This window comes from Sphingobacteriaceae bacterium, from assembly GCA_002319075.1.
Lineage (GTDB): Bacteria > Bacteroidota > Bacteroidia > B-17B0 > Aurantibacillaceae > Aurantibacillus.
The window spans coordinates 2,030,978-2,043,402 of record NVQB01000001.1 but is presented as its reverse complement, the minus strand read 5'-3'; the positions used below and the strand labels follow the sequence as shown (position 1 = coordinate 2,043,402).

10 protein-coding genes are annotated in these 12,425 nt (G+C 38.1%); 7 read left to right on the top strand and 3 right to left on the bottom strand.

From position 1 onward, the window contains the following. Positions 1-167: 167 nt before the first annotated feature. From CNR22_08950 to CNR22_08930, 5 genes are all read left to right on the top strand, one after another. Positions 168-626 carry a hypothetical protein gene (locus tag CNR22_08950; GenBank protein ID PBQ31890.1) on the top strand — a complete coding sequence of 153 codons (459 nt, stop codon included), beginning with the start codon at positions 168-170 and terminating at the stop codon, positions 624-626. 100 nt (positions 627-726) lie between these two features. After that, the gene (locus tag CNR22_08945; GenBank protein PBQ31889.1) at positions 727-1,470 is read left to right on the top strand and encodes a hypothetical protein; all 744 of its coding nucleotides are present in this window, start codon (positions 727-729) and stop codon (positions 1,468-1,470) included. A 15-nt stretch (positions 1,471-1,485) separates the two neighbouring features. After that, on the top strand, positions 1,486-2,016 hold the full coding sequence (locus CNR22_08940; GenBank protein PBQ31888.1) for a hypothetical protein: 531 nt from the start codon (positions 1,486-1,488) through the stop codon (positions 2,014-2,016). Positions 2,017-2,061: 45 nt separating this feature from the next. Then, a complete protein-coding gene (locus CNR22_08935) occupies positions 2,062-2,985 on the top strand; it encodes a hypothetical protein (protein ID PBQ31887.1) in 924 nt (307 codons plus the stop codon). Between the two features lie 177 nt (positions 2,986-3,162). After that, entirely contained in the window at positions 3,163-5,571 is a 2,409-nt protein-coding gene (locus CNR22_08930; GenBank protein ID PBQ31886.1) for a hypothetical protein, read from the top strand. Here CNR22_08930 and CNR22_08925 read toward each other — a convergent pair. Genes CNR22_08925 through CNR22_08915 form a run of 3 tightly spaced genes read right to left on the bottom strand, consistent with a single transcriptional unit; the run spans position 5,568 to position 10,305 of the window. Next, on the bottom strand, positions 5,568-6,770 hold the full coding sequence (locus CNR22_08925; protein ID PBQ31885.1) for a serine hydrolase: 1,203 nt from the start codon (positions 6,768-6,770) through the stop codon (positions 5,568-5,570). The two genes, CNR22_08930 and CNR22_08925, sit on opposite strands and share 4 nt — an antisense overlap. Beyond that, positions 6,767-8,425 carry an alkaline phosphatase gene (locus CNR22_08920; protein PBQ31884.1) on the bottom strand — a complete coding sequence of 553 codons (1,659 nt, stop codon included), beginning with the start codon at positions 8,423-8,425 and terminating at the stop codon, positions 6,767-6,769. Before CNR22_08920 ends, CNR22_08925 begins: the two co-directional genes overlap by 4 nt. After that, entirely contained in the window at positions 8,425-10,305 is a 1,881-nt protein-coding gene (locus tag CNR22_08915; GenBank protein PBQ31883.1) for a polysaccharide biosynthesis protein, read from the bottom strand. Before CNR22_08915 ends, CNR22_08920 begins: the two co-directional genes overlap by 1 nt. A gap of 129 nt (positions 10,306-10,434) precedes the next feature. Between CNR22_08915 and CNR22_08910 the strand changes: the two genes are divergently transcribed. Next, positions 10,435-11,457 (top strand): hypothetical protein, encoded by a 1,023-nt coding sequence (locus CNR22_08910; GenBank protein ID PBQ31882.1) that lies wholly within the window; start codon positions 10,435-10,437, stop codon positions 11,455-11,457. Continuing rightward, the gene (locus CNR22_08905) at positions 11,444-12,424 is read left to right on the top strand and encodes a hypothetical protein (GenBank protein PBQ31881.1); all 981 of its coding nucleotides are present in this window, start codon (positions 11,444-11,446) and stop codon (positions 12,422-12,424) included. The genes CNR22_08910 and CNR22_08905 overlap by 14 nt, the downstream gene beginning before the upstream one ends. The last annotated feature ends 1 nt before the right edge of the window (position 12,425 follow it).

Below are 12,425 nucleotides of genomic sequence, written 5' to 3'. Positions count from 1 at the left end.
GGTTTTGGGTTTTTTAGGTTAGTATAAATATAAGCATCTAAAAAATGATTTCGCCAGAGGTTTTGTGAGAGTGGTTTGTTTTACTGATTAAGTGGTTTAATTTTAAGTCGCCATACAAATATTAAAATCTCCTGCGTATTTTAGTGGCTTAAAAACTACCTTTTTCTATGATCGAAGATCATTTACTGCTAAAACTTCGTTACGAACGCTTTGTTAAAAAGGTCTGCGAGACCAAATCCTTGTTTGCTTTAGAATCTGCTGATGGATTAGCCACCTCTTCTTCTCATGACTACGAAGATGAAGAGGATAACCCCATTCCCCTCATTTGTTTTTGGTCGGAAGCGGAGTTGGCTACATCCTGCATTCAAAGCGGATGGCAGGGATTTGAAATTAAACGCATTGGGCTTACAGATTTTTTAGAAAACTGGTGCGTTGGTATGTCTGGTGACGGCTATCTTGCCGGTATAAATTTCGATAGCAGTATGTTGGGTTTTGAAGCAGAACCTAACGATCTTTTACTGGATCTAGTTACAGAACTTAAATATTTGAATGCAACAATTTCTCTTGAACGATTTAAAGACCTCCAAGATTTAGAAAATCAGGTGAAGAAGGTGATGGAATCTTAGAAAGCCTGGCAATTCTGTTTGCATTTTTTGTGAAGGAAAACTTGTAAGCCGCTAGCCCTGAGAAAAAAATTATCCGTTTTTTCCTATCTTTAATTAAGCTATGAAACTTAGATTATTTCTTTTTTGCCTCTTACTTTTTAATTTCTTTTTTCTTTCTGCACAGAAGGATCTAAAATATTTTCTTGACGGGAATAAAAAATTTGTTGATAGCACAAAAGCATCCTTTTATGCGATCTATAAAACAAATCCAGACACTGTGGTGAAATCTGGAAGTGTGGAGACCTACTTCATGAATGGCAAACTCTTAAAACGTGTTGAGTATAAATACAAAGCCGACGGGAGCAAAAAGGAAAACCAGGTTTATTATTATCAGAACGGAAAAGTAGGCGAACGCATTACCACCATAGATGTTGAAGTTTCAGAGATGCTTTCTTATTTTCCCAATGGTATTTTAAAAAGGAAAATTTTCTATAATGACAGTGAAATACTTTCTGAACAATGCTTTGGATGGACGGGAAAAGATACTGTTTGTTACGACGATGATGCGCGAAAACCACAATACATAGGTGGCATGGACGCTTTAATGGCTTTTATTAAAAAAAACATTAAATACCCCGCAGAAGCAAGAGGCAACAAAATTTCCGGCACGGTGCAGGTGGGTTTAGTGGTAGACAGGCAAGGTGCTATTGAAAGTTTATATATACAAAAATCGGTACATCCACTTTTAGATGCGGAAGCGCTTCGGGTTCTTCGCACCATGCCGCGCTGGATGCCAGGCTTGTACAGGGACGAACTTTTGCCCAAGTATGAGTCCATTCCGGTTGTTTTTGAGCTTCCAAAGTAAAATTGTTTTCTAAAAATGAAGAAATTTTTTGCCTTTGGGTTGATTGTTTTCTGCTCTGTGTTTATTGCAGGATTATACGGCATTCTACACGACCAACTTACCTACACCATCTCTCCTGAATACTATACCAAATTCAAATTCATACAATTTGGTATGTATGCCTATGGTGAAGATTATGTGTTATCACATCCACGTTTATATGTGTGTTTTGTAGGGTTCCTGGCTACCTGGTGGATGGGTCCACTTATTGGAATTATTTTGGCCGCAGTTGGCCTGTTACAAAAAGATGCAAGGCGCATGCTTACTGTAACCATGGTATCTTTTGCGCTGGTGGCAGGCATAGCTTTTTTTACTGGGATAAATGGTTTTATTTATGGAAAGTATTTTCTTTCTGTAAGCGGGGTAAACTGGTGGCTCCCGGATATCTTGCTGGATAAGGAAAATTTTATTGCGGTTGGGTCCATGCACAACTTCAGTTATTTTGGAGGTTTACTTGGTTTATTTGGAGGTGTTTTTTATAGCTTTAGCCAAAGAAACACAGCGTAAATGTTTTAAGGAAATTTTGTAGTTTCAATGCTACAAACTATTCCCATGACGTTCAGAAATCTGTTTAGCCTTCTACTGATTTTTATCTCTTTTCGCACGGTTGCTCAAAGTACAGGAACTTTAATTATTTTTCATGAACTGCGGTTTGAAGGCGCCGCTTACACCATGAAAGTTTATAATCATGCGGATAGCTCAGTGGTAGCCACAAGAACATACGATTGTCAGGAGGAAATGCAGCTGGATAGCATTGAAGAAGGGAAGTACAGGTTGGAAGTGCGCGAAACAAATTCAAACCGTCTGTTTTTTTCACGGGAAATAACTGTTTTTGCAAATGATATTACCCGCTTGTATGTTGATCTGGATATATCGGAGACAAGAGATTCGGCTGATAGTTTGAGTGGAAGAACAGGAGATGGCGAGTTTAATTTAGGGTACCAAAATGGAAGACTTCAGAGTCCGAATAGCGTGTTTCGAAGCGGTTTTATGATTGGAATGGGATTGCACTCCTGGAAAATAAAACACCGGCATTTCGCGAGTATCTTCGGCTTTGGTTTTAATTATCACTACATTAAAATTGCTGGAGACACCTCGTTTATTGCAGCCCCGGTTTCTTACAAAAAAACGGAGGAGGCCTATCACTATCTCAACGCCCATCTTGATTATAAAGTAAGGCTTTGCAGCAGGAATCAAAAAAGCAAAACTTCGCCTCCGGGTTTTATCGCTGAGGTAGGAGCAATTTATAATTTCCCCTTATATTTTCGTTACAGAGGGAATTATGAGGGCAATAAAATTATACAAGCCTGGGGAATACACCAGTTTACAGATTTTAGAGCTTTCGTAAATGTAGGCTATTATCCTTTTTTGTTTTTTTACGACTACCGGCTTAGCGATTTTGTTATAGGTAAGTACCCGGAAATGCCCCGCTCTACTTTCGGAATCCGCATACTCCTGGCAACAATTAGCAATTAATCTGTGAGAAACACATTGCTCATTTGTCTTTCAAAGTTGTGCAATCGCAAATCTCATGCCTGCAAACAATTCGACAAAATAAGGTCCGTAGGCGACTAAAACCGGGCTGTTCAACCGAAAATGTCTTACATTAGCAATACATGCACGTAGCATGAGATTTGCAGTTTAAGGATATCAATGAAATATATTAAACGTTTTTTTATAGGGCTGTTTATCTTGCTCTTTCTCACAGGTGCAGCAATTTTTGTCACGATTACTTTTTACAAGAAAGAACTCAATGCTTTATTGATTGAAAATCTTAAAGTGAATTATGGACTGGATTTAAAAGTAGCCGACATTCGCGTTACCTTTTTTGATAATTGGCCGCATGCTTCCATGCAGTTAAAAGATATTTATATAGCCAGCGAGTTAAATGGAAAAAGTGAGCCGATTTTAAAAGCAGGTTCCCTTTCGTTGTCGTTTAACATGGAGAAAATGTTTCACAAACAATTTGTTGTGAAATATATTTCTATGAGTGACGCGGAAATTTTGCTTCAAAGAAATGAAGATGGAACACGCAATTTCGAATTTAAAAAACAACCTCATGATACTGCCAAGCACACAGGAATTAGTTTTGAAGTAAACAAGATTTCGCTGGAGCATGTAAAATTTGCTTTTAAAAATAAAGAGAAGAAACAGAACATAGCCATAGATTTTAAAGAAATGGCTATTCGCTTAAAACAGTACTCGGATGGGGTAGAGGCTACTCTGCGGGGGAAGTCTGTGGTAGAGGAACTTTTATTCAATGAAAAAAACGGAGCTTTTCTTAAACAAAAACGGGCTATTCTTGATCTCGATATCAATTATATTTTTGATCGTAAAACAATGTGTATACTTCCATCTTCGCAAGCAGAAATTGAAGACCAGACTTATTATCTTACTTCCCTTATAAATTTAGGAGAAAATCAAAGACTCGCTTTGCAAATTAAGGGCGAAAAATTAAAAGTGGAAAAAGTAGCAGAGCTCTTAACGCCAAAAATTAAAAAGGTCCTTTCCAATTTTGAAGTTAAAAGACCTATAGATGCAAAAATTTTATTGGTTGTTAATCTTGGTAAGAAAGAAGATCCCGTTATTCTGGCGGAAGTTATTGGAGAGAACTGTGATCTGGCTATAGGGCATAGCAAAATACCTTACTCCGGAGTGTTTTTTACCGGTAAAATCCGGAGCCTTGATTCTACTGGTCAGCGTGGAGATATGGAACACGCGTCTATCGTGTTTGAACCGCTTAAAGGCAAGGTTTATGATTTTCCTTTTAAAGCTACTGTGAAGGTTAATAACCTTACAAAACCAGATATCGCGATTGAAGCCGATCTTTTGATCGAGGCTAATAAAATTCCTTACGAAGTTTCTAAAGATCTTGTTTTAAAAGGATCGGCTACGGCTAAGCTTCACTATAGCGGCCCAACCGACATGCTTAATAAAGCGCAGTTTTTACAAAGCCCCATGAGTTTAACAGCTTACTTAACTTTTAAAAATCTGAGTTATAAAGAATTAGATCGGGCATATGTTTATACGCTAAATGGAAATGCAAGTTTAAATAACCGCGATCTGCAATTCGATAATCTTCGGGTGAAGACAGATATTGCTGATGCCCTTGTGAAGGGAAAAGCAGAAGGTTTTGTGCCTTATTTGTTTGGACTCAGTAAAGGTTTTAAGGCAGAGGCTTCGGCGAGAACAGAAAAACTAGACCTCAATCCTCTTTTTGTAAAATCAGACACACCAGCTCCTGAAAAAGATAAAACTACAAAAGAAAGTACAAGTGCCTCTGCAAGTAAAATTTCGCAGGGCCATTTCGAATTCAACATCAACTTATTTGCGAAGAAATTAATTTTTCGGAAAATTGAAGGCAGTAATGCTAACGTGGATCTTTCGTACAGAGGCAACGCTTTGAATATTAAATCCGCCTCGATTAATACCTGCGATGGAAAAATAGTTGCAAAAGCATCTGTACAAAATTTTGAAAAGGTAAATGCAGATATGACTATTCAGAATGTAAACGTAACCAAGTTATTTGAACAGTTTGAGAATTTCGGGCAGGAAGCAATTGTAAGTTCTAATTTAAAAGGGAACATGACTGTAGAAGCGAAATTTAAAACAGACCTGGATGAAAAAATGAATTTAAAGCCTGAGACCATGGCCGGTGATGTGAAATTAAAATTGGTGAATGGCCATTTGATAAATTACGAGCCGGTGCAAAGTCTTTCTAATTTTTTATTCCGCAACCGCGACTTTAATGATGTAGAATTTACCGAGCTTGTTGAGACCTTTAAACTCAGGGGTTACGAAATGCAGATTGAAGAGCTGGAAATTGGCTCAAATATCCTGAATCTCTATGTTGTTGACGGACTTTATAATTTTAAAGGTGAATCGAACATGAATCTTTTAATTCCCTGGAGTAATTTAAAAAAACGTGGTAAAAATTACATTCCTAAGAGCTCGGGAGAAAGTGCTGAAAATACGAAAGGAGTGAAATTAAATTTTTCTGGGCCAAGTAAGAAGATGAAACTGAGTTTTGGGCATAAAGATCAGACGAAGAAATTTTCTTAATTCCTCCGTGCAATCTCTTTAAACAATTCAGGCCATAAAACTTTCCAGCCTTCGCGCTTAGCAACGCGTACAATGATTATATTTTTTTCGGGATAAACGTAAAGGTATTGGCCAAAAAGTCCCTGGGCAAAAAAATCTCCGGAGGGTTTTACGATGTAAGAGTTTGGTACATTGGCATAGGGATCAATGTAGTAGGGTTGTTTAATCTTAACACTGTCCTGGGAAAGAAGATAATCTCTTGTATGCCACCAATGGTTCGAGTAAACAAAATTATTTTTTCGTTGGGTGAATGTAGTGGTTTCGCGAATCCAGTTTTCAGAGAGGAGTGTTTTACCGTTCCATTTTCCTTTGTTTATATACAGTCTGCCGAGTTTGGCATAATCAATGGCTCTTCCGTTAATGCAACAAAAAGCTTTTTCGGTTTTATTTTTTTTACTGTCAATGCTCCAGCTGGCATCAAACTCCATTCCTAAGGGGTCCCATAGTTTTTCCTGCAAGTAAGTGGTGAGTGATTTTCCTGTGGCTTTTTCGAGGATTAAACCGAGCAGTTGGGTGTTCAGGCTAATGTATTTGAATTTTTTGCCGGGCTCAGTTTCCATTCTTAAATGCTTGAGGTATTTTTTAAGGTGGTTGCCATAATAATATTTTGCAATGTCACCAAAGGGATTAAAATAATTTTCTCCGAAATGAATTCCGGAGCGCATGTCCAAAACATTTTGTATAGTCACTTTATCAAAACCTATTGGATCGTTTTTATCGAGAAAATCGAGGTAATTGGTGATGGGATCATTTACGCTTTTAATATAGCCTTCATCAATCGCGATACCTACTAAAGCTGAAATAAAAGATTTTGACATGGAGAAAGTAGTAGTGATGTCTGATCGTTGTTTGCCCGGACGATACCATTGGTAAAGAATACTGTCGTTACGGATCACAATAAAGGCAACGGTTCCTGTCTTCTTAACAGCATTTTCAAAAGAAATGGTTTTGCGTTTGCCTTTCACTGTTTTTGGAAGCTTCGCGAAGTTGAGTTGACTTACATCTTTAAAAAAGAAAGGTGTTGCGGACTTATGCAGTTCGGTTTTGGGAAATTTTTTATAGTCGCGAACATCCGCCATGTTGTAAAGAAAAAATCTCCCTACGTGACAGGATTGAAACAACCAAAGAGTAAAAAACAATGTTAAGCCTTTTTTAATCATCTAAAATACCCATTGAGTGGTTCGGCAACGGTTGAATTAGGTTGGTTTATTTTTAAAAGTTCACAAACGCTTGGAGCAATTTGTGTGATGGTGACGTAATTGAAACTCTCTCCTTTTTTAATTCCGTTTCCATAAAAGATAATTGGAATGTGTGTGTCGTAATTGTAGGAAGTGCCATGGCTCGTGCCTTTATCGCCATGATCCATCCAGCCGGGCTGATAAATAAGTGCTATGTTGCCGCTTAGTTTATGATTGAATCCATTTTGCAGCAGCGCGCGGAAGTCGTTTTTATCATAAGCAGCATTTTTTAGAGAGGAGGAGGAATAGGCTTCTGCAATTCCGGGTAGCCTTACCAGGAAAGCGCAAATGCGTTCTTCAATTTCCAGCTTGTTTAATTTAAAGTCGTAAATTCTTTGATCGTTTAAAAAGATTTGTTCGTTGCTCATACCGGCAAATAACAAAGTATCGGCATAGTTTGTTCTTAAAAAATTCTTAAGTTCTTTAATAACTTGTTTTTCCCTGATATAACCCGCAGGAATTTTATTATCCAATAATTCATTAGGAACATCTGCACCACCGTGGTCGGCAGTTAAGAAAATGGTGTAATTGTTTTTTCCAAGTTCTTTATCTAAAGCATTCAGCAGTTCTTCTAAATCTTTGTCCAGCTGAAGGTAAACGTCTTCCGTTTCAATAGCGCGCAAACCAAAATAATGTCCTACATAATCGGTACTCGAAAAACTAATACAAAGCATATCGGTTTCAGAACCCTTACCTAATTTTTCGTTTACAAGACATGCAATAGCGAGGTCTTTCGTTAAAGTATTTCCGGCTGGCATGCCTTTAATTACGCCCCAGCCGTTTTTTAAAATTTGTTTGTTGTACTGATAGGGAAAGATCGCTGAATCCTTTACAGGCGAACCTTCGTAGCGGTTATAGTCTTCTATGGAATTAGTATATGTGGAAATAGGATACACGGTGTTCCATCCTTTTTCTAAATAAGTTTTGGTGAGTTTTTTTGCATTGAATGCCTGCAGCCATTGGGGTAATTCTTTCATATACCAGCTTGACGAAATAAAATCTCCGGTAGCGTCATCAAACCAGAAGGCTCCGTTAGCGGCGTGCCCGGCAGGAAGAATAGAGCTTCTGTCCTTTAAAGAAACTGCAAATACTTTTGCTTTTTGATTGCTGCTCATTTTCATCTCATCACCAATAGTGGAACTCAATTGATTTTGGGGAGACATTTTTCCATTCTTACTGGAAGATCCAATGGTTTGCACAGCCGTGTCTTCGCAACAGTAAGTAGATTTTCCGTTCGCTTTTATGTACCAATCGTTGCCAATAATACCATGCGCGCGGGGAGTAGCACCTGTGTAGATACTGCTGTGTCCCGGACCTGTATAAGTTGGAACATAGTTGTAATGCGCATTTTTGAAATGGTAACCTTCGTTTACAAGTCTTTTAAAACCACCATTTCCATAGCGGTTCCAATACCTGTATAAATAATCATTACGCATTTGGTCTACAACGATACCAACAACCAGTTTAGGTTTTGTAAGCGATCCGCCAGTGCCAGTTGTTTTATTAACCTGTGCCAGTGCATGCGTACTACTTAGCAAAAAAATAATCATGCTAAGAACTAAAAATTTCGTCTTCATTAATCTAATTTTTGGAAAATGGAATTATTGCTGATGTATTCGGGTACAAGATCTTTCATGCGTTGCACTATGAGTTCGTTGTTTTGTGTATCAAAAGATTTGATCAACTCCTGTATAATCACTTTCACATCATTGTATTCGTATTCGCGCACCTTGCCAATAAGGATCTGCGAGTGATGCGTGGGAAGTGTGTTTTCGTTGTTGGCCAATAGTTCTTCGTAAAGTTTTTCTCCCGGTCTTAATCCTGTATAAACAATACTAATGTCTTTACCTTCCTTCATGCCAACCAGCAAAATCATTTTACGGGCAAGGTCTACAATTTTAATAGAGTCGCCCATATCAAAAACAAAAATTTCTCCACCTTTACCCATAGCAGCAGCTTCCAGTACGAGTTGACTCGCTTCAGGAATGGTCATAAAGTAGCGGGTTATTTCCGGATGAGTTATGGTAATTGGTCCGCCCTGTTCAATTTGTTTTTTAAAACGTGGAATCACCGAACCATTAGAGCCCAGAACATTTCCAAAACGGGTGGTGATAAATTTAGTGCCAGAATTTTTTCCAAGGCTTTGAATGTATATTTCAGCTATCCTTTTGCTGGCGCCCATAACATTTGTTGGATTTACGGCTTTGTCGGTACTAACAAAAACAAAACGTTCTACTTTATGTTCGTGAGCAAGATCGGCTAGCACTTTGGTGCCTAAAACATTTGTGAGAATAGATTCGGAGGGATTATTCTCCATCATAGGCACGTGTTTGTATGCGGCGGCATGAAAAACTATCTGTGGCTGAAAAGTGGTGAAGACGTTTTTCATCCGGTCGTAATTACGCACATCTGCCATAATTACTTCATAAGGAGGTTTGACCAATTTATCAGAAAATTCAAGGTCCAGTTCGTGTAAAGGACTTTCAGACTGATCGAGCAAATAAATCTTCTTAGGATTAAATTTCGAACACTGTCTCGCCAGCTCACTGCCAATGCTACCCGCGGCGCCGGTAATAAGAATCACTTTGTTTTTGAGTTCCGATTGAATTTTATCTGTGTCTAACTTAATTGGTTCCCGTTCTAAAAGATCTTCAATGCGAATACTTTTAATCTGGTTAAAACTTAATTCACCGTTTATCCATTTGGCAGCAGGTGGCACATTTAACACACGCACGTTATTTTCAAGACAAATATCCGTGATGTGATTTTTCTTTTTGATCGAGATTTTTTGAATGGAAATAATTACGAATTCTACCTCGTTCGCTTTTATCAGTTCTTCCAGTTTATTTTGTCCGTAAACAAAAACCCCTTCCATGCTGCGACCATGCTTTTTCTCATCGTCATCTATAAAACCAACCACTTTGTATTTGATTGCAGCATCGCGATCGAGTGTGCGTTTGGTAATAATTCCAGATTCTCCGGCGCCGTAAATAATAACATTCATTTTTTCGCGCGCCGGATTTTTAATTTCAAAGTATAAAGCTTTTACGGCAAGGCGCGAACTAATCATCAGGAATAAAGAAACTAAGGCGTCGATGATAAGAACTGAATTGGGGATAAAACGGTAACCCAGCACCGAGTGAGAAATGATGTTTAAAGCAAAAATCAACAAACTTCCAATTACCACTACTGAGAAAATACGAATGGTGTCGCGTGTACTTGTATAACGAACAACCCCTTTATAGGTTTTTGAAATAGCAAAGGAACTCAGGCGCACTCCCAATACCACAATAAAATCGTAAGGCAGGTTGCGTGCATCATTTTCAGGAATACTTGCAAAATCGAAACGAATAACAAAAGCAAGACTCAATGCAAAGGCACATATAAGTGTATCAATAAACAATATCGACCAGCGGGGTAAATTATATTGCCAGAAAAGTTTGAATATGCCGTACATAGATCCTTGTAAAAATACTTAATTTTTTTGAGGTTAAAGCCTTCTTTTAAACGTCTAAATGAGCAGGAGGAAAGGTATTAATTTTGATTACTTGAGGGTTTTGAATACATTTGACAACAGTTGTTAGCTATGCGCATACACAAACTACATTCTTATTTTTCTGATTCGTTAAAGAAAGCTCTGCTTTCTTCTGTTTTATGTTTTTACGGAGTGTTAAGTTTTTCTCAGAAGGAAGTTCTTGCTAAGGCAGATAAATTGTTTGAAGAGAAACGGTATGGTGAAGCAATTCCCATCTACGATAAACTGTACGAGAAGAAAAAAGATCGCACGGTGCTTTTAAAGTTAGCAGACGCGAATTTTTTAAATGAAAATTATATACCGGCGCAAAGATATTACGCGGAGTATTTTCGTGATAGTATTTATGAGAACATTCCACAGTTTACAAACTATGCTAAGAGTAGTAAAGAGAGTGGTAAAATAAAACTAGCTTTAAAACTCTATCAAAAATTATCCGATATCACCCAGGATGCCGCAGCAAAAGACATTCTGGAAACCTACACGCTGTATGCCGATTCTTCGGCGTATGTACGTTCTTTTGATCTGGACTCGAATTATAAATGTGTGACCATTGACGCGGCTGCATCTTTGGACACTCTTGCGGCGCCTATGTTTTATAACTGGGAATTTGACGATGGCACGAGCGCCGAAGGGTTAAACATTGAACATTGTTTTGAGCAAGAAGGTTTGCACAAAGTTGTATTAAATATCACCGATAAAACAACTGGTTTGATCAGGCAAAGAGATACAATGCTTGTAATAGATCTTGAAAAATTACCGGTAAAATTTAAGGCGCCGAAAACGGCGAAACGTTATTTTTATGTAGACTTTGATGCAAGCGAAACCCAACTACCCGGATACGATATTTTAGATTATCTCTGGGATATGGACAATAACGGTGATATAAGCAGCGGTAAAAAAGTAAAATATAAATACAATAACGGCCGCGATTACCAGGTAAGATTGGTGGTTATAGCGAAAAATAAAATTACCGGTAAACGCGAACTTTTTTCAGCGAATAAAAAAATTGCTATCGTAGAGAACTACGAAATGCCAAGTAAAACATTTTCAGACTCATTAAATGGCGCCAAATAAAACGCAGGTTGTTCTCTATTTTATTCTTGGAATGTTTTTCCAGCGAATTTCTTTTGCGCAACAAGTGCCATCTGCGCAGGAAAATATGAGTTGCCTTGTAACCTTTGGTATTAATGGCGATCACTCATGGGGTGACGATGATTTTTCACAAACGGTTTTTTTCTCCATTCCGAAGAGTCAGACCACGCCCTTCTATATTCGTATTTTTGATCCTGAAACCTTTGGCGAACTGGATGAAATAAAGGAAGGATGGGATACTAAAATTAAATACTCCATTTACGGTGGCAAAGATGCTTATTATGATAAAGATGCGCGCGGCGTAAACCCAATTGGTAATTACAAGAGCGGAATTCTTATGGATTCGAAAATTTTTGGGAGCGATGCTGCAACCGATGGTAAGTGGATCAGCATGGGACCTTTTAATCCCCAACAAGGCGAGTTTGTAAATGATTTTGACAGTTATGTTTTTAAAGTGGTTATAGATGGGTTAAAAGGCAATGATGGTAATGGATATAAACTATTTCTAAGCGTCAGGAACACAGAAAATATCGCAGTAGAAGGCGCTAATGCATTCGCTTATGAATATAGTGTGAGGTTGCAGTCTGTGGTGAATTCTATCGCGCACGTTTATCCTTTTGCAGATAATTTAATCACGGGATTTAAGATCCGCAGTTTTGATTTTGACAATGATGGACAGGTTAAATTGTATTCTTCCGTAAAAAACGGACATCCTGTGGCGATCTCTGATAACAATGAGTGGAGCATGGCAAGTGAAGCTATCGTAGATGGTGAAAAAAATAAATGTCTCGATTTACAAATTGTAAAGAAAGGGGATTATACAAACGACCTGGTACTTTATATTACTAACGAATACGACGTTCCGGTACCTTTCTTTGCGGCGCCGCTTGGTGGCGTACCAAGATATAATTACAAAGTAAAAGTCTCAAAAACGCCAAAGGACAAATAAG

Coding starts and splice junctions, on each gene's coding strand:
- CNR22_08905 (PBQ31881.1), top strand. CDS start 11,444: ATGGCGCCAAATAAAACGCAGGTTGTTCTCTATTTTATTCTTGGAATG.
- CNR22_08945 (PBQ31889.1), top strand. CDS start 727: ATGAAACTTAGATTATTTCTTTTTTGCCTCTTACTTTTTAATTTCTTT.
- CNR22_08935 (PBQ31887.1), top strand. CDS start 2,062: ATGACGTTCAGAAATCTGTTTAGCCTTCTACTGATTTTTATCTCTTTT.
- CNR22_08940 (PBQ31888.1), top strand. CDS start 1,486: ATGAAGAAATTTTTTGCCTTTGGGTTGATTGTTTTCTGCTCTGTGTTT.
- CNR22_08950 (PBQ31890.1), top strand. CDS start 168: ATGATCGAAGATCATTTACTGCTAAAACTTCGTTACGAACGCTTTGTT.
- CNR22_08915 (PBQ31883.1), bottom strand. CDS start 10,305: ATGTACGGCATATTCAAACTTTTCTGGCAATATAATTTACCCCGCTGG.
- CNR22_08920 (PBQ31884.1), bottom strand. CDS start 8,425: ATGAAGACGAAATTTTTAGTTCTTAGCATGATTATTTTTTTGCTAAGT.
- CNR22_08930 (PBQ31886.1), top strand. CDS start 3,163: ATGAAATATATTAAACGTTTTTTTATAGGGCTGTTTATCTTGCTCTTT.
- CNR22_08910 (PBQ31882.1), top strand. CDS start 10,435: ATGCGCATACACAAACTACATTCTTATTTTTCTGATTCGTTAAAGAAA.
- CNR22_08925 (PBQ31885.1), bottom strand. CDS start 6,770: ATGATTAAAAAAGGCTTAACATTGTTTTTTACTCTTTGGTTGTTTCAA.